This is a genomic window from Clostridium sp. SM-530-WT-3G, from assembly GCF_012843905.1.
Classification (GTDB): Bacteria; Bacillota; Clostridia; order Clostridiales; family Clostridiaceae; genus Clostridium.
This window is the reverse complement of record NZ_JABAGC010000008.1, coordinates 1-18,731: the sequence shown is the minus strand read 5'-3', so window position 1 is coordinate 18,731 and position 18,731 is coordinate 1. Positions and strand designations below refer to the sequence as shown.

The following is an 18,731-nucleotide window of genomic DNA, read 5'->3' as shown; positions in this document are numbered from 1 at the left end:
TATTAGAATAATTTAGAGTAGTATTCTACTACTAATGAATCATTAATTTCAATTGGCACTTCGTGTCTTTCTGGGAATCTAGTTAATACACCAGAAAATTCTGATTCATTTTTGCTTAAGTAAGGATATACGTTAAGCATATTTACTGTAAAGTTGTCTACGAACATTTGATTTTTTTGAGATTTCTCTCTAAGAGAAATAGTATCGCCTATGTTTACATTGAATGAAGGGATATTTACTTTTTCTCCATTAACTAAAATATGTCCGTGAACAACCATTTGACGAGCTTGAGCAAGTGAATTTGCGAAGCCTAATCTGTAAACTATATTATCTAGTCTGCATTCTAATAATTTAATTAATGCGTAACCTGTTTGTTCAGGTGACTTGAATGCTTTTCTTGCATAATTTACAAATTGTTTTTCCATTACACCGTAATAAGCTCTAAGTCTTTGTTTTTCTAATAATTGAGTACCGTAAGGTGATAATTTCTTGGAATCTCTTGCAGTACCCCTATCAGCTCTGTTCATTGCTTTTGGGTGACCAATAACATTAAGTCCTAATCTTCTACATCTCTTAAATCTTGGTCCCATCATTTTTGCCATAATTTATCATCTCCATATATCTTATAGATTTGCCGCGATAAAATTAAGCCCATAGATAATATAACATAATTTTTTCATAAAGTAAATGAAAATGAGTATCATTTATTAAAATTTATATTTATTTCAGAGTGAAACACTAGACATTAAAAAATTAATAATAAATATAGGATTAAATTATTAAATTAACTAAAAGAAAAAGTATCAATTGCAGAAGGGTTTGTTACATCAAGTCTTTTATTTTGTGTAGGGGCAATGGCTGTAGTTGGTTCTCTTGAAAGTGGATTACAAGGCAATCATACAACACTTTTTGCAAAATCAGTCCTTGATGGAGTATCTTCAATTATTTTTACATCAACACTAGGTATAGGAGTTATACTTTCATCATTAACTATATTAGTTTATCAAGGTACTATAACTTTATTAGCAGGATGTTTAGCAACTATTCTTACAGATACAGTTATTACAAGTATGTCGGCAATAGGAAGCTTATTAATATTAGGCCTTGGATTTAATATTATAGGTGCAGCAGAGATTAAAGTAGCAAATTTATTACCAGCAATATTTCTTCCTATTATTATTGATATACTTATGAAATTCTTTTAAGGAGAAAAAAGATGAGTTTGACAATTTTACTTTTACTATTGATAATTATTTTAGCAATTGGTATAGTAGTAGGAATTATAAGGAAGAATAAGCTGCTTTTAATGGTGTCAGCTATATTACTTATAGTTATAGTAAGCTTCATTCTATTTCTTATATTTGTACTAATACCAAGTATGTAATATTAGATTAAAAGAGGCGAAAATTTAAAATGTCAAAAAAGAGATTATTAGAACTGGATATTATGAGGGGAATTGCATTTTTATTTGTAGTTATTCAGCATACTATAGGAGGCTTTTCATATAGGGATGATATAAGTATAAATGATTTTTACATATCGAAGCTTTTATATGTAGTAGCACGATCAGGTGTACCTATATTTGTATTCTTAAGTGCAGTAGCACTTTTATATAGATATGATGATAAGCTTGATATAAAAGATTTCTATATTAAAAAGATAAAGTATTTATTCCTGCCTTTTGCAATATGGTCAATATATAGATTAAAATGTACAGGGACAGAAATAGATGGTACTGTAATATGGCGTGTACTCAGTGGTGATTCACAATATCATTTATGGTATATGTCTATGATAATAAGAATTTATTTATATTTCCCATTGATATATCTTTTAAATAAGCATCTTAAGAAACAGAGTAGAAATACTAAGATAGGAATATTTTTAGTTCTAACAGTATGCTACATAATAATTAATGATATAAATATATCTGGAATTATGACTAATTTCTTTTTTACTAATCCAAGTGAGCAACAAGTACGTTTTATGAATAATACACCATTAAATTATGCATATTACTTTATATTAGGTGCATTTGTAGTAAATGATTATGAAAAAATCAAACAAGCAATCATAAACAATAAGTACAAGTTATTACTTGCATATATAATACTTCAAGGATATGAGTATTATATAGAGTTAGGTGGAAGTATTACAGATACATTTAAAACTATTAATAACTACTTACCTGTACATGCAGTTTGCATGAGTATATTAATTTTACTTCTTATTATAGGATGTAGTTACGTTGAAACATCATTTGTTTATCTTTCAACAATATTAAAATTTATAAGCAGATACTCATTTCCAGCTTATTTAATACATGTATCTATTTTGAATGATTTAACTTTTAAGATGGCTATAACAAATCAGTTGTCATGTAGCGTTAAATTTTGGTATATTGGAGTAGTAAAGAGCATAGTGATATGCTGGGCATTAAGCTATTTACCTTTTTCAAAATACTTTTTAGGCTGTAAAACAAAATTGAATATGAATAAAATAAGAAATATTGCATCAAAAGATTTAATTAATAAGTGGAAAGATATTTTGTATAATTGTATTAGTAAGGCATAGAAAAGAAACTGCTGTAGTCTATTTAAATTATGATAGATTACAGCAGTTTCTTTTCATATTAAACAAAAAATATGTTATATATTATTTTTCATCAATTAAGTATTTTTCAACTAATTTACTAGCATCTTCAATACAACCAGGACAATGTCTTTTTACAACACCATCATCAATTCCTTTAAGTTCTTTACATACAGTAGTTGTATTCATTTATTTAAATTCTTCAGCCATTTCTTTAACTAACTTATAAGTAGAAGCTTTAGTACTTCCAGGCATTACAAGACCATTACTATTTTTTAAGCCAGCTAACATTATAGCACCACTAAGAGCACCACATGTACTTTGCATAGCACCCATACCAAGGCCAAAGCCTTCTGAAATTCTAAATGCAGTTTCTTCATCCATTCCAAATAAGTCACAATAAGTACAAAGAACAGCTTGTGCACAGTTATAGCCTTTGCTATGTTTTTCAGCAACAATATCAATTCTACTTTCCATAAATAAATCCTCCTAATAAATTATTATTAAAATTAATGTAAATATAATCAAGTTTAAGTATACATATTACTTATTATCTTTTCAATTAGAAAAATATCTTTTGATTATTAGTAAGGATATAAAAGTAATGAAATAAATTAATTTTTTGAGATTTTTACTCCTTTGTAAGTGCTTTTATCAGGTGTTCTTTGAAAGACTGCCATACAAAAAATTAAATAGATTTTTTATAAATGCTTAGAAAACGTATTCTTTGGCTATATTATTATGATTTTATTATTGAAATATAGGTTTTAAAATCATAAAGAGTAAAAAAATAGTATTTACAAAGGAAAAACGTAATGGTAATATCTATATGTATAATCCATAAAAAGTAAAATAAGTGATGTAATAGAATTTATTCAATAAAATAGGTTAAGTTTAATTTAGTTGGAATATTTTTATGTTGATTTTTTGAAAATATTTCAATTGTGAAATATAAAATTACAAATTTATGTATTAAAGAAGTGGGGGAAAAACATTGGAAGAAAGAGTAATAGAAATTGGTGATGTATTTAAAATTTTGAAGAAAAGATTTGTGCTGATAATTAGCTTTACAGTAATAGCTACTGCATTAGCATCATTTTTAAGTTTTTATGTAATAACACCGCAGTATGTCTCAAGTACAAAATTATTTATAGGTAAAGAAGCAGCTGAAAATCAAAAATATAGTGTGAATGATGTTCAAGTATATCAAAAGTTTCTTAATACGTACTCAGAAATATTGCAAACAAGTGATCTTATTGAAAAAGCAATGAAAAATAATGACATTGAATTATCTCCAGGAGCAGTAAGTTCTGGACTTACTGTAAGTCCAAAAGCAGATACTCAAATAATTGGTGTCAGCTTTAAATGTACTGATCCAGAGCTATGCAGAGATGTGTTAGATGCAGTAACTGCTGAATTTATTGAAGAATCAGGAAAACTTATTCCAGATGGAAATGTACAAATTATACAAAAAGCTAATTTACCGAAAAATCCTGTTAGTCCTAATAAAGTAAAGAATATAGCAATTGGATTTTTAGCAGGGTTAATGCTAGGAATACTTGTAGCATTTTTTATTGAGTATATGAACAATACAGTCTTAAGTGCTGAAGAATTAGAAGAAATATTGGATGTTCCTGTAATTGGGAAGATACCAGTTGAATCATAGGAGGACATAGTAATGTTTGTTATTGAGAAAAAACCAAAATCATTTGTATCAGAAGCATATAGAACATTAAGAACTAATATACAGTATTCATCTTTTGATAAAAAACTTAAGACTATTTTAGTAACAAGCTCTGATAGTAATGAAGGAAAATCAACAATAAGTGGAAATCTTGCATTAGCATTTGCACAAAGTGATAAAAGAGTGCTTTTAATTGACTGCGATTTAAGATCACCTTCAATTCATAAGATGTTTAAAATATCAAATATTTATGGTCTTTCTGAAGTATTATTAGGGACTAAAAGAATAGGGGAAATGATTAAAAGTTATAACAACAAGATTGATATACTTCCATCAGGTAATCTTCCTCCAAACCCATCAGAATTATTGGGTTCAGAAGCTTTTGAAAATCTTATAGAACAACTTAAGGAAAGTTATGATTTGATAATTTTAGATAGTGCACCAGTAAGAGTTGTTTCTGATTCTCAGCTTTTAGCAGCTAAAGCTGATGGAACTATATTAGTAGTTAAAAAGGATAAAACTAAAATAAATTATATAAAAGAATCAAAAAATCTTCTTAAAAATGTTGGAGCTAATATTATTGGTTGTGTATTAAACTACAATGATAAACCTGGAAGAAAGAATAAAGAATATTATGTAAATGAAGAAGTTTCTGCAAATTAATTTGCAAAAAATAAATATATATTAGGGGGAAAAATGACTGAGGCATTTGTTAAAGAAAGGAAAGAAATTGATGAAAAAGGTGCAAATGTAGGAAAAGGATATAAATTTATCAAAAGAACTGTAGATGTAGTGTGTTCACTAGGAGCATTAATACTATTAAGTCCTATTTTCTTAATTGTTGCTATAGCAATAAAATTAGAATCCAAAGGACCAGTATTATTTTCTCAAGAGAGAATAGGATACTATGGAAAACCATTTAAGATGTACAAATTTAGATCTATGGTTGCAAATGCGGAAGAACTAAAGAGAAAGCTGGCAGCGGAAAATGAAATGGATGGACCTATGTTTAAGATGAAGGAAGATCCTAGAGTTACAAAGGTAGGAAAGTTTATAAGAAAGACAAGTATTGATGAACTTCCACAGATTATTAATATCCTTAAGGGAGAAATGAGTTTAGTAGGGCCAAGACCTTCACTTCCAAATGAAGTAAAGGAATTTGAAGAATGGATGCTTGAAAGGCTTAAAGTAAAGCCAGGACTTACATGCTATTGGCAGGTAAGTGGAAGAAACGATATTGATTTTGAAAACTGGATGAAGCTTGATATTAAGTATGTAAAAGAAAGAAATACTTTATTAGATTTTAAACTTATATTTAAAACATTTTTTGTGCTATTTGGGGACGAGCATGCAAGATAGAAAAGGGGAAAAGAAATGAAAATAGTTGTTGCAGGAACAGGATATGTAGGATTAGTTACAGGAGCATGTCTTGCTGAGAAGGGGCATAATGTAACTTGTGTAGATATAGACCAAAATAAAGTGGATATGATGAAAAAGGGAATATCTCCTATATATGAACCAGGATTAGATGAATTATTAAAGAGAAACCATGATGAAGGAAGATTAGATTTTACATTAGATTATAAAAATGCATATAAGGATGCTGACTTAGTATTCATAGGAGTCGGTACTCCGGAAAGAGAAGATGGTTCTGCTAATCTTGATTATGTATTTAATGTATGTAAGCAGATTGCTGAAAATGTAGAACATGATTGTTTAGTAGTAGTTAAATCTACAGTGCCAATAGGTACAAACGATAGAGTAGAAGAATTCTTAAAGGAAAATGTAAGAGAAGGAATTCATATTGAAGTGGCTTCAAACCCAGAATTCTTATCACAAGGAACAGCAGTAAAAGATACTCTTGAAGCAAGAAGAATCGTTATTGGAGTTGAATCTAAATATGCTGAAGAAATATTAAAAGAAGTATATGAAAGATACAATCAGCCAATAGTTGTTACAAATAGAAGAAGTGCAGAAATGATAAAGTATGCATCTAATGATTTCTTAGCACTTAAGATTTCATTCATAAATGAAATAGCTAATTTCTGTGAAATAGTTGGAGCAGATATTCAAGATGTAGCAAAAGGAATGAGCTATGATCCAAGAATAGGAGATAAATTCTTAAATGCAGGTTTAGGATACGGAGGTTCATGCTTCCCTAAAGATACAAAAGCTCTTCACTGGCTTGCAAATGATAATGGATATGAACTTAAAACAATAAAAGCAACTATTGAAGTTAATGAAAATCAAAAATATAAATTATTCAGAGAAGCTAAGAAGATATTTGGAAGCTTAAAGGGGCTAAAAGTAGCTGTATTAGGACTTACATTTAAACCAGGAACAGATGATTTAAGAGCAGCTCCATCAATACCTAATGTAAGAAGATTATTAGATGAAGGGGCACAAATTGTAGCTTATGATCCAGTAGGAGAAGAAAACTTTAAGAGAATATTCCCTACAGAAATAGAATATGTAAATACTCCTGAAGAAACTTTAAAAGATGCTGATGTTGCATTTATATTTACTGAATGGGATGAAATAAAGAATGTTAAATTAAGTTCTTTCGAAGAATTAATGAATACTCCTATAGTATTTGATGGTAGAAATTGTTATTCATTAAAAGAAGTAGAAGAAAGAAATATTGATTATTACTCAGTTGGAAGAAAAGCAGTGTTAAATTATAAAGAAAGTGTGAAAGCAGAAATAGCAGCAACAGTTAAATAAAGAAAAAGAAGGTGAAGGTATGTTATGTGCATTAATAATGGCTGGAGGTAAAGGTACAAGATTTTGGCCTTTATCTACAGAAGAAAGGCCTAAGCAGTTTTTAAATCTTTTAGGAAAGAAAACAATGATACAAATGACTGTTGATAGAGTAAGGCCTATTATACCTATTGAAAGAGTATTTGTATGTACAGTTTCATCTTATGTAGAGCTAGTTAAAGAGCAGTTACCAGAACTTCCTGAAGAAAATATAATAATTGAACCAGAAGGAAGAAATACAGCACCATGTATTGCTTTATCTTCTATGATAATAAATAGAAGATTCGAGGATGCATCTATAGTTGTTTTTCCATCTGATCATTTAATTAAGGATGAAGAGAAATTCAGAAATATTATTTTAGATTGTGATAAATTTTTAGATAATAATGAAACTGCATTAATCACTATAGGAATGAAGCCAGATAGACCTGAAACTGGTTATGGGTACATAAGATATAATCAGGAATCATTTAAATTAAAAGAAGATAGCTTTATAAAAGTTGATAAATTTGTAGAAAAACCAAATTTAGAAAAGGCAGAACTTTATTTAAATGAAGGAAATTATCTTTGGAATGGTGGAATGTTCATATGGAAAGCATCTAATATAATTAATCAAATTAGGGAGTATTGTCCAGACATATATGAACCATTAAAGGATATTCAAACAGCAGAGGAAGCAAGTTTAAGTGATTTAGTAAAAGAAAGATATAGTGACACTAAAGCAATATCAATAGATTATGCTGTATTAGAAAAATCAAATGAAATATATGTTCTCCCTGCTGATATTGGATGGGATGATATTGGAACTTGGAAGTCTGTTGAAAGATATAAAAAGAAAGATGATTTCAACAATATAATTGAAGGAAATGCCAAAGTAATTGAATCAACATCAAATATAGCCTTAAATATTGGTAAAAAAATTATAATGATTGGCATTGATGATGTAATGGCATTGGAAACAGAGGATAGTATTTATATAGTTAGCAAAGAAAAGATGGAAAATTTAAGAGATTATAGATATATAGTTTAAATGCAGAAAGGGGTAAATATGAAAATTGCATTAGTACATGATTGGTTACCATTTATGGGAGGTGCGGAAAGAGTATTGTCTAATTTTATTGAGTTATTTCCAGGAGCGCCTGTATATACAACAATATGTAATAGAGAAAAAATTGATTCTCCAATAAAAGAAGCTAAAATTATAACATCTCATTTACAAAAAAATAAAAAAGAAATAAAAAATCATAGAAGATTATTTCCGTTTATGATGACAGCAATTGAATCTTTTAATTTAAATGAATATGATGTTGTTTTAAGTGATAGCTCATGTATAGCTAAAGGAGTAATTACACCTCCAAGTACGTTACATATTTGTTACTGTCATTCACCAATGAGATACGCATGGGAATTTTCGCATGAATATGCAGAAAAAATGGCAGGAAAGGGAGGAATAAAAGCTAAGTTATTGAGACATTTTTTATCTTTTGTGAGACTATGGGATAATGTTTCAGCTGATAGAGTTGATTACTTTATAGCAAATTCTGAAAATGTTGCTAAGAGAATAAGGAAACATTATAAAAGAGAAGCAATAGTAATTCATCCAGCAGTAAGATGTAACTTATTTGAACTTTCAGATATTGATGAAGATTATTATTTGATGGTAGGTAGATTACAAGAATATAAAAGAGTTGATATAGCGGTTCAAGCATTTAATAAATTAGGATTGCCATTAATTATTATTGGGGATGGACCTGATAGAGTAAGGTTAGAATCTATGGCTAAGAGTAATGTTAAATTTTTAGGGAGAAAATCAGATCAGGAAATTAAAGACTATTATTCAAAGTGCAAGGCATTTATATTTCCTGGAGAAGAAGATTTTGGGATAACTCCATTAGAAGCAATGGCTAGTGGAAGACCAGTTATAGCATATAAAAAAGGTGGAGCTTTAGAAACTGTTGTTGAAAATATGACTGGGGTGTTTTTTGAAAAGCAATCATCAGATGATTTAATTGATGCAGTTAACAGGTTTTATAAAATGGAATTTGATAAGAAAGTAATAAGAACTCATGCAGAAAAATTTGATGAATCTGTTTTTAAAGAAAAAATTAAAAAATTTATTGAAGAAAAGTACTTATTATTTAAGAAAAATATATAGTTAAAAGGAATTGATATGGATAAATATAACATTATTATTATAAATGATTTTGCCTATATAAATGGTGGTAATGCATCTGTAGCGATAACAAGTGCAGTAGAACTATCAAAAAGGGGACATAATGTTATTTATTTTACTTCTGTAGGGGAAGTATGCAAAGAATTAAAGGATTCAAATATTGATGTAATTAAAATTAATCAGGAAGATATTTTAAATAATCCTAATAGGATAGAAGCAATAGTTAATGGTATTTGGAATAATAAAGCATACCGTACGTTACTAAAAGTATTACAGAAGTTGGATAAAAATAAAACAATAGTACATATTCATGGCTTGAGTAAAGCATTAAGTGCTAGTGTATTTAAAGCATGTATGAAGTGTGATATTAACACTGTAATTACAGCTCATGATTATTTCTCTTTTTGTCCAAATGGAGGTGTATATAATTATAAAAAAAATAAAATTTGTGATGTGCATCCTATGAGTTTAAAGTGTTTAATAACTAATTGTGATAGCAGGTGTTATGCCTATAAAATTTGGAGATACGTAAGAGGTATAGTACAAAAAGATATATGTGGATTGCCTAATAAAAATACGAATTATATTACGATAGGAAAAACAAATTCTAAAATAATGTCAGATAACGTTGTTAATAAGAAAATATTCTATGTACCAAATCCTGTTGATGTAGATAAGGAAAAAAGGGTCTTAGCAGAAGAGAATAACTTATATCTATACATAGGTAGATTAAGTGCAGAAAAAGGTATTTATAATTTTATAAGAGCTACTGAAAAATTAAATCTAAACTCAGTAATAATAGGGGATGGATATTTACGAAAAGATATTGAACAAAGTCATAATATTAAAGTAACAGGATGGTTAAGTAAATCAGAAATTCAAGAATATATTAATAAGGCTAGAGTTTTAGTATTTCCCTCTTTGTGGTATGAAGGATTACCATTGACAATATTAGAAGTTCAATCTAAAGGTATACCTGTTATAGTATCTAAGCAGTGTAATGGGCGTGAATTAGTATGTGATGATATTAATGGCTTTATTTATGATTCCAATAATACTGACCAATTATGTGCCATGATCACCAAAACGTATGATGATAATAAAATAAGGACACTAAGTGAAAATAGTTATGCAATGTATTGGAAAAAGCCATATAGTTTGAAAAGACATATCGATTTACTAGAGAAAGTTTATGAAGAAATTATCAATTCAGGAGAACAAAAGTATGAATCTAATAGATTGTAACAGTACTATAATTTATTTGGCTATTATAACTTTATCAACATTAATGGTGATGATACCTTCACTTATGAGTCAGTTAGGTAAAAAGTATAGGAATAGTAGTTATAAAAAAAATAATATGTGTATATATTTTTTTTATATTTTATCCTTTATTATTGCATGGCTTCCATCAGCTTTGAGGTATGGGATTGGAACAGACTATAACATGTATAAATATGGATACGAGTATTTATATAATATTAATAAGAGTCATTATGTGCTCATGCCTAGTGAATTGGGATATAGATTAATTTTGGAAATTGTTTACAATTTGTTGGGCGGAGATTCACAGTGGATATTTGCAATTACATCATTCATAACATTATCAATAATATATTATGTAATATTAAAGATTAAGATAGTAGAAATAAACAAATCACTAGCTTTGTTTATGTTTTTAACTATGTATTATTTGAGTTCCTATAATATTATGCGTCAATATATGGCTATGTCTTTTGTGTTTATAGGTTATTATTATATGTTAGTTAAAGAGAATATGAAAAAGTATATATTGTGTATTGGATTAGCATGTTTATTTCATATTACTGCAGTAATAATGATACCAGTATATTTTATAGTTAATAAAATTTCTAGTAAAAAGAATAAGATAATAATATGTGTTTTTTTACTTTCTTTATTTATAGGATATGACTTTATACTTGGATTAATTATTAAGATAGATAATTTTGCTAGATATAATATTTATGCTAGTAATCCCTTAAATAGCAAAAGTATGTGGAAAATAATAGCTATGAGATTACCCATGCTAATAATCATTTATAGGAAAAAGTATGAGTTGTGTAAGTCAAACAAAATTAACAACAAGTTAATTACGCTAGCAATTTTTGAAGTTTTATTATCATTATTTTCTAATAAAAATGTATGGTTATATAGATTAAGTTATTATTTTATTTTCTCATATATTCTGTTATTACCACAAGTATATTCAATTTCAATAAAAAAACAAAAACCATTCTTAGGATTATATATTGTAGCATATAGTTTTGCTTATTTTTTATATAATTTTATGATTGTAGGGATAGATCAGGTTTGTCCATATAGATCGATTCTAGATATTATAGTATAGGGAGAGATATAATTATGATTTCAGTAATAATTCCAACATACAATAGAGCCAATAGTATAGAAAAAGCTATAAATAGTATATTGAATCAAACTTATGAAGATATTGAACTTCTTATCATAGATGATAATTCAATTGATAATACTGAAGATATAGTTGAAAAATTCAATGATAAAAGGATTAGATACTATAAACTTAGTGAAAATAAAGGAGCTTGCTATGCTAGAAATTATGGTATTCAACTAGCTAAAGGAGAATATATTGCTTTTCAGGATAGTGATGATGAATGGAGAAGTAATAAATTGGCAGAACAATATAAATATTTAATTGAAAAGAATTTAGATGTAGTATCATGTTTTATATTGGTTAAAAATGGAGAACAGGAAGCGATATTTCCTAAGAAGATAAAAAATAATAATTATAAGAATATGATTCTTAGAGAAAATTTTATAAGCACTCAAACTATTTTTGGAAAAAAAGAATGTTTTTATAAAGAAAAATTTGATGATAGATTACCGCGATTTCAAGATTGGGATTTAGCCATAAGGCTTGTTAATAGATATAAGATTGGAATTATAGAGAAAGTATTGGTGGATGTTTATATCCAGAGCAATAGTATAAGTAAGGACTGCACTAAAGCTATAAGAGCTACTAATATTTTATTGGAGAAGTATAAGGATATTAGAAAGTTACAAGCTACTATGCTAAGGCTTAGAGGAATATATAAAATGCAAAATGGAGAATATTCTGTAGAAGACTTTAGAAAGGCATTTTTTAAGGATAAATCTAATGTGAAAAATATTTTTGATTATATTATTAGTATTTTTCAATTGAGAAGTTTTCACTATAAGTTTTATCTAAAAAGAGGTGTCTTAAAGTAATAATAATGTTTTTAGAAGAATAAAGTATGAATACTATAAAATTAATTATAACGGTATGTTTAAGTATATTAGCAGTATATAGAATGAAAGGAATAAAAAATGAAGTTATGTTTTGTTACAAATACAATTTTTAATGCTGGAGGAGTTCAAAGGGTTGTATCTGTTATTGCTAGCGAACTAAGTAAACAACATGAAGTAACAATATTATGTACTGATGATAGCTATAAGTTGGACAGAAGCTTATATAATTTAGATAAAAAAGTATCTATAGATATGAATTCTAAACTTAGGCGGACAAATAAGATTAGAAATTTATTTGGAAAGTTGTTTAAAGGCATAAATAAATATAGCGGTATATTTAATAATGAATTTTTTAAAGAATTTTTATCAAAAGCTTATATACCAGCTGATATTAGATATAAATTTATAAAATATTTTAATGAAAATGATTTTGATGTCATAATCGGAGTTGAGGGGTTTTACAGCATTTTAATTGGAATAATATCTGATAAAGTGAATTCTAAACTGATAGGATGGCAGCATAATTCGTATGATGCTTATTTTAAAAATAAGTTTAAATATTGTTGGAATCAAGATATATTATTTAAGAATTCTTTGCCAAAATTGAATAAATATATTGTTTTAACTAATTATGATAAGAGACTTGTGGACTATAATTTCAATATTGACAGCTGTAGAATTTATAATCCACTTAGCTTTAAATCTAGATTGAAATCTCAAGGTGATAAAAAAATTATTCTATTTGTTGGTAGATTAGTTATTTATCAGAAAGGTATAGATTTATTAATTGAAGCATTTAAAAGAATATGTAATTGTGAAGGATGCGAGGAATGGATACTTAAGCTAGTGGGTGATGGCCCTGATAAAGAAGAAATTTTAAAGATGATAAACAATAAAAATTTGGAAAGCAGGATTTTTGTAGAACCATTTTCAAATAATATAGAACAGTACTATGTAAATTCATCTATATTTGTATCAAGTTCGAGATGGGAAGGATTTGGGTTGGTTATAATTGAAGCGATGGAATGTGGTTTACCGGTAATAGCTTTTAATAATTCAGGACCAAAGGAAATAATTGATGGAACAAATGGAATATTAATTAAGAATGGAGACATTGATTCTCTAAGTATGAATATGAAGAATTTGATTAATAATTCTAATGAAAGATTAAAATTAGCTAATAAATCCACCAGAAGAGCTGAAGATTTTTCTCGAGAAAAAATTTTGAAACAATGGAATGAGATTTTATATGACTGATAGCATACTGGTAAAGGTTAAATAAAAGTACTAATGTTTTGGTGAAAGAAAGGAATGAACAGTTTTGATAAGTATAATTGTTCCAGTATATAATGTGGAAAACTATTTAGGCAAATGTATAGACTCCATAATAAATCAAAGTTTTTATGATATAGAGATTATTTTAATTGATGACGGTTCTACAGATAATAGTGGGAAAATATGTGATCAGTATAAACTTAAAGATAATAGAATAAAAGTTATTCATAAAATAAATGGAGGTTTAAGTTCAGCAAGAAATTGTGGATTAGATATTGCTAAAGGTGAATATATAGGGTTTGTAGATAGTGATGATTATATTGATAAATATATGTATGAGAAAATGATTAATAATTTGAAGGAAAACAATTCGGATATTGTTATTTGTGATATGAATTATTACCTTAATGGAACAGATATTAGTAATAATAAATTTAGAGATTTTGGAGTGTTAAATAGAGAAGATACTTTATTAAAGTATTTAAATCATTCTTATTTTAAATCGCATGCTCAGAATAAATTATATAAAAAGTATTTATTTAATAATCTAAGGTTTCCAGAAGGAAAGCTATTTGAAGATGTTGCTACTTTTTATAAAGTAATAGGTAATTCGAATAGAATTTCATTTGTTAATGAAAAATTATATTATTATAATCAAGGAAATGGTAATAGTATTACTAAAAAGAAATTTAATCTAAAGAATTTGGATCTAATTGACAATGTTGAAGATATGTTACATTTTTTTTGTGGAAAATATTCAAATGATGTTGTACAAGCGGCTGAAGGGTTTTATTATTTATCAGTAAATACTGTAATTGATATGTTATATTCAAATGGATTATCTTTAACAAATAGAGAGTATGTAAATATGATGAATACTATAGAAAATAAAGTTAATAAGACATATTATAAGCGCGGGTTGAAATATTTTGTTAAAAATAATGACGTTAGCTATGTTAAAAGTAAACTTAATAAGTTATCATTTAAAATAAATTACTATATACTAAAGCATTTGATTAAAACTGGGTTGATGCAATTTAGATTGGTTAAATCTAATTAGAATGTTAACTAATAAGTATAATATCAAGGAGAAAATTAATGATTTTAAATTTAGATAATTTATTTAACATATTGTATGCAGATATATATAGAAATATTGGAACTAAATATACTAGAAAACAGATATTTAAAGAATATTTTAATTTTATTTGTAAGCCTACACTTAAATTTATATTATATTATAGATTATGCCAATATCTTTATTTGAAAAAGAAGAATAAAGATGTATTCATTAATAAGATAATGTATAAACTTGCGCATATTAAATTAGTAAATAAACAAGTGAAGTATGGTATTGAAATTGAATCATCTTGTATGATTGGAAAAGGCCTAATAATACCCCATTGTGGTGGAATTGTTATTAACAGTCATGTACGTATTGGTGAAAATTGTGAAATACTACAGGGAGTTACTATAGGTAATAATATATATCAAGGAAGATATGAAGTTGCAAAGATTGGTAACAATGTATTTATTGGAGCAGGTGCTAAAATAATTGGAGATGTAACAATAGGTGCAAATTCAGTTGTTACTAAAAGTATTCCTAGCAATATGACTGTTGCGGGAAGTCCAGCTAAAATATTATCATACAGACCATCGATTGTGATATATGGAGATTATTAAAGAGGAGATTTAGTTAGTAAGAAAATAATTCATCTAATATTAATAGAACCAAATGTATTAAATAGTATTAGTATAATAGTTAAGTTAGTTGAAAATATAGAAAGATATAGTGATTAATATTAATAAGAAAGATGAGAAGATTATGGGGAAAATAGAACGTACAAAAAATGCAACTAGGAATATTATGTTTGGAGGCATTTTAAAAATATATCAAATAATAATGCCATTTATAATGAGAACAGCAATGCTATATTTATTAGGGGTTCAGTATCTTGGGCTAAATAGTTTGTTTGTTTCAATTCTTCAAGTTTTGAATCTTGCTGAACTCGGTGTGGGGAGTGCTATGGTTTATAGTATATACAAGCCTATAGTTGACGATGATACTAAACAAATATGTGCATTAATGAAATTATATAAACTATATTATAGAATTATAGGATTAGTTATAGCAATTTTTGGAGTGATATTACTTCCATTCATCCCTCGATTAATATCAGGAGGAGTTCCATCTGATATTAATGTATATGTTTTATATTTATTAAATTTAGGTGCAACAGTTCTAACATATTGGCTATTTGCATATAAAAATTGTTTATTAAATGCTTATCAGAGAGATGATATAACTAGTAAAATTACTTTAATCATGGCAAGTATACAATATTTGTTTCAGATATTAACATTAGTGTTAAGAAATTATTATTTGTATTTGATAGTTTCTTTATTTATACAAGCTTTAACTAATATTGTAACTGCGATAATAGTAAGCAAAATGTATCCCAATTATAATCCAACTGGAGAACTTGAAAAGAATGAAATTAAAAAAATAAATAGAAGAGTTAGAGATCTTTTTACATCAAAAATAGGAGGAGTAATTTTAAATTCTTCAGATACAATTGTTATTTCTGCATTTTTAGGATTGACTATGTTGGCAGTATATCAAAATTATTTTTATATTCTAAACTCAATAATAATGTTTGTGTCAATTATATTCAATTCATGTGTGGCGGGGATTGGAAACAGTATTATAGTTGAAACAAAAGAAAAAAATTTCAATGACTTAAAAAAATTTACGTTCATTATTGCATGGATAGCAGGCTTCTGTACATGTTGCCTCTTGTGTCTTTATCAACCATTCATTAAAATATGGGTTGGTGAACAATATGAATTAGATTTTACTGCAGTAATTTGTTTATGTATTTATTATTTTGTATATGAAATTAATAAATTATTAAATATGTATAAGGATGCAGCTGGAATATGGCATGAAGATCGCTTTCGCCCATTAATTGCTGCATTAGTAAATTTGGGACTTAATTTAATTTTGGTCAATATTATAGGAATCTATGGAGTAATGATTTCTACAGTATTAGCAACGATTTTAGTAGAAATTCCTTGGCTTTTATACAATTTATTTACGATTTTATTTGAAAAAAGTTATTTAAGGGGATATCTAAAGAATATTTGTTTATATACAATAGTTTGTTTTATTGGATGCTTAATAACATACTTAATTTGTGATTTAGTAAATTTATCTGATTGGATAGAGATAATTGTGAAAGGATTGATATGTTGCGTTGTTCCTAATATTATATTTTATGGAGCATATAGGAAAACTTCTGAATTTATGCAAAGTATCGAACTGGCTGATAAGATAACAAGAGGAAAGTTATCTTTAAAAAGTAGGTTATTAAATATTAATGGTAATTAGAATGGATATCAAGTTGATTAATGTTTTAGATAAAAATAAATGTTGTGGATGTAGCTCATGTGCACAAGTTTATGCTAAGGAATGCATCACAATGAAGATGGATGAGGAAGGATTTCAATATCCTTTTATAAACAATGATTTATGTTGGAAATCATATTTATTACTAAATAATATCAATTGAACCCTAATTAGTATAAAAAATTAGTAAATGATAATTAAGAATATGTTATTAGTCGTATATTACAATATTTTATTGATAGGAGATTAATTATGAATTATGAACAAACAGTTCTTATTGATATATTAAAAAAGTCCATTAATAATGAAAAAATAACAGATTTAAGAATTAATAGTGATGCGTGGGAAAATATAATTAAAGAGATTCATGAACAAAATATTGATTCATTAGCTTATTATACATTAGATAAAAATATAATTCGAACTATAAATAGTGATCTTCGAGAAGAGTGGAAAAGGAAAGTATTTACTTCGAATATGATTCAGATTAAACATACACGCGAAATTAAACAAGTTTTATCTCGATTTAATGAAGAAGGTGTTGAAGCAATTGTATTAAAAGGCTTAGTTTTGAGAAAGTTGTATCATAAACCAGAATTAAGAAGTATGAGTGATGCTGATATTTTAGTGAAAAAAGAGCAATACAGCAAAGCAGTAGAATGTTTAAATGAATGTGGTTATACATTTAATGGACATAGTAACGATATTCATGAAGCATTTGTTAAACCAAACACTTTAGAAATAGAACTTCATCATAAACTTGGAAATAGTGGTTTTATTGGTGTTGATTTTTCTCAATTTGAAGAAAATTTATGGAATAATTCAATTGAAACTGAAATAGAAGGAGTAATAACAAAGACATTAAGTAATAAAGATTTTATAATACATCAGATATTACATATGGCAACTCATACTAAATATTATGGGTTTGGTATTAGGTTAATATATGATTTTGCATTATTTATTAAAGAAAATTATGATGATATTAATTGGGCTGAATTAAAAAATGAATTATGTAGATATGAACTTCTTAAATATACTGAAGGTATAATGATGGTAACAAATAAATTACTTGATATTGAAATACCTGAAATTTTTTTAAATAATAATATTACTAAAAAGGATATAGATATTTTTATTGACAATATAATGAATGTAGGCGTTCATGGAAAAAAACAGCTAAACCCTGATTATGATATATTATTTAAAAGCAGAAATCATCACAAAGAAGAAAGAGCAATACTTAAAAGAATAATTTTATTTATTTGTCCTAAGGGTGAATATTTACTTATGAAATATCCTAATAAATATGAATATATAAGAAAAAATAGTTATTTTATTATATTTGCGTGGGTTGATAGATTTATAAATCAATATTTAATTAAATATGGTTTGTTCAATATGATAAAAATAATGGTTAATTCTATTAAGATTTTGAAACTTAGAATTTCTGTAATAGAAACTTTTGAATTACCGTATTAGATAAGATTAAATGTAAGCGTAAAAAAATAGACGCCTATCGCTTACGGAATATAAGTGCTACAATAAACCCAACAGAGATGTTTACACAA

At 26.9% G+C, this 18,731-nt stretch carries 20 protein-coding genes and 1 pseudogene; 18 read left to right on the top strand and 3 right to left on the bottom strand.

The features are described 5' to 3' along the window. Positions 1 to 2: 2 nt before the first annotated feature. Entirely contained in the window at positions 3 to 602 is a 600-nt protein-coding gene (gene rpsD, locus HF850_RS04925; RefSeq protein WP_169104364.1) for a 30S ribosomal protein S4, read from the bottom strand. A gap of 192 nt (positions 603 to 794) precedes the next feature. Between rpsD and HF850_RS04920 the strand changes: the two are divergent. The 3 genes and pseudogenes from HF850_RS04920 to HF850_RS04910 form a co-directional block, all read left to right on the top strand. Further along, positions 795 to 1,205 (top strand): annotated as a pseudogene (locus HF850_RS04920) (DUF554 domain-containing protein); the annotation flags it as partial. 11 nt (positions 1,206 to 1,216) lie between these two features. Beyond that, positions 1,217 to 1,384 carry a hypothetical protein gene (locus HF850_RS04915; protein ID WP_169104363.1) on the top strand — a complete coding sequence of 56 codons (168 nt, stop codon included), beginning with the start codon at positions 1,217 to 1,219 and terminating at the stop codon, positions 1,382 to 1,384. A 29-nt stretch (positions 1,385 to 1,413) separates the two neighbouring features. Continuing rightward, positions 1,414 to 2,574: an acyltransferase gene (locus HF850_RS04910; RefSeq protein WP_169104362.1), complete on the top strand. Its 1,161-nt coding sequence runs from the start codon at positions 1,414 to 1,416 to the stop codon at positions 2,572 to 2,574. A gap of 81 nt (positions 2,575 to 2,655) precedes the next feature. On the opposite strand, the gene HF850_RS16110 is transcribed toward HF850_RS04910, so the two are convergent. Together HF850_RS16110 and HF850_RS04905 are read right to left on the bottom strand one after the other, a co-directional pair. Further along, a complete protein-coding gene (locus HF850_RS16110) occupies positions 2,656 to 2,781 on the bottom strand; it encodes a hypothetical protein (RefSeq protein ID WP_347564407.1) in 126 nt (41 codons plus the stop codon). Beyond that, complete coding sequence (locus HF850_RS04905) at positions 2,782 to 3,069, bottom strand: C-GCAxxG-C-C family protein (protein WP_347564406.1); 288 nt, start codon at positions 3,067 to 3,069, stop codon at positions 2,782 to 2,784. Between the two features lie 517 nt (positions 3,070 to 3,586). Between HF850_RS04905 and HF850_RS04900 the strand changes: the two genes are divergently transcribed. From HF850_RS04900 to HF850_RS04830, 15 genes are all read left to right on the top strand, one after another. Next, positions 3,587 to 4,258: a Wzz/FepE/Etk N-terminal domain-containing protein gene (locus HF850_RS04900; protein WP_169104361.1), complete on the top strand. Its 672-nt coding sequence runs from the start codon at positions 3,587 to 3,589 to the stop codon at positions 4,256 to 4,258. Positions 4,259 to 4,270: 12 nt separating this feature from the next. Beyond that, a complete protein-coding gene (locus HF850_RS04895) occupies positions 4,271 to 4,939 on the top strand; it encodes a CpsD/CapB family tyrosine-protein kinase (protein WP_169104360.1) in 669 nt (222 codons plus the stop codon). A gap of 33 nt (positions 4,940 to 4,972) precedes the next feature. Further along, the gene (locus HF850_RS04890; protein WP_169104359.1) at positions 4,973 to 5,635 is read left to right on the top strand and encodes a sugar transferase; all 663 of its coding nucleotides are present in this window, start codon (positions 4,973 to 4,975) and stop codon (positions 5,633 to 5,635) included. A gap of 15 nt (positions 5,636 to 5,650) precedes the next feature. Further along, on the top strand, positions 5,651 to 7,000 hold the full coding sequence (locus tag HF850_RS04885; RefSeq protein ID WP_169104358.1) for a UDP-glucose/GDP-mannose dehydrogenase family protein: 1,350 nt from the start codon (positions 5,651 to 5,653) through the stop codon (positions 6,998 to 7,000). 19 nt (positions 7,001 to 7,019) lie between these two features. Then, positions 7,020 to 8,066, top strand: coding sequence for a mannose-1-phosphate guanylyltransferase (locus HF850_RS04880; RefSeq protein ID WP_169104357.1), 1,047 nt, complete (start codon positions 7,020 to 7,022; stop codon positions 8,064 to 8,066). Between the two features lie 18 nt (positions 8,067 to 8,084). Further along, on the top strand, positions 8,085 to 9,191 hold the full coding sequence (locus HF850_RS04875; protein WP_169104356.1) for a glycosyltransferase: 1,107 nt from the start codon (positions 8,085 to 8,087) through the stop codon (positions 9,189 to 9,191). Positions 9,192 to 9,206: 15 nt separating this feature from the next. Beyond that, entirely contained in the window at positions 9,207 to 10,454 is a 1,248-nt protein-coding gene (locus HF850_RS04870) for a glycosyltransferase family 4 protein (protein ID WP_169104355.1), read from the top strand. Further along, entirely contained in the window at positions 10,435 to 11,577 is a 1,143-nt protein-coding gene (locus HF850_RS04865) for an EpsG family protein (protein ID WP_169104354.1), read from the top strand. The genes HF850_RS04870 and HF850_RS04865 overlap by 20 nt, the downstream gene beginning before the upstream one ends. A 14-nt stretch (positions 11,578 to 11,591) precedes the next feature. After that, a complete protein-coding gene (locus HF850_RS04860; RefSeq protein WP_169104353.1) occupies positions 11,592 to 12,455 on the top strand; it encodes a glycosyltransferase family 2 protein in 864 nt (287 codons plus the stop codon). 99 nt (positions 12,456 to 12,554) lie between these two features. Continuing rightward, complete coding sequence (locus HF850_RS04855; RefSeq protein WP_169104352.1) at positions 12,555 to 13,733, top strand: glycosyltransferase family 4 protein; 1,179 nt, start codon at positions 12,555 to 12,557, stop codon at positions 13,731 to 13,733. Positions 13,734 to 13,797: 64 nt separating this feature from the next. After that, positions 13,798 to 14,811 (top strand): glycosyltransferase, encoded by a 1,014-nt coding sequence (locus tag HF850_RS04850; RefSeq protein ID WP_169104351.1) that lies wholly within the window; start codon positions 13,798 to 13,800, stop codon positions 14,809 to 14,811. A 38-nt stretch (positions 14,812 to 14,849) separates the two neighbouring features. Then, the gene (locus HF850_RS04845; RefSeq protein WP_169104350.1) at positions 14,850 to 15,434 is read left to right on the top strand and encodes a serine acetyltransferase; all 585 of its coding nucleotides are present in this window, start codon (positions 14,850 to 14,852) and stop codon (positions 15,432 to 15,434) included. A gap of 109 nt (positions 15,435 to 15,543) precedes the next feature. Further along, positions 15,544 to 17,142: a polysaccharide biosynthesis protein gene (locus tag HF850_RS04840; protein ID WP_347564405.1), complete on the top strand. Its 1,599-nt coding sequence runs from the start codon at positions 15,544 to 15,546 to the stop codon at positions 17,140 to 17,142. Continuing rightward, positions 17,132 to 17,323 (top strand): hypothetical protein, encoded by a 192-nt coding sequence (locus HF850_RS04835; protein WP_169104349.1) that lies wholly within the window; start codon positions 17,132 to 17,134, stop codon positions 17,321 to 17,323. The genes HF850_RS04840 and HF850_RS04835 overlap by 11 nt, the downstream gene beginning before the upstream one ends. A gap of 89 nt (positions 17,324 to 17,412) precedes the next feature. After that, positions 17,413 to 18,642, top strand: coding sequence for a nucleotidyltransferase family protein (locus HF850_RS04830; RefSeq protein WP_169104348.1), 1,230 nt, complete (start codon positions 17,413 to 17,415; stop codon positions 18,640 to 18,642). Positions 18,643 to 18,731 lie beyond the last annotated feature (89 nt).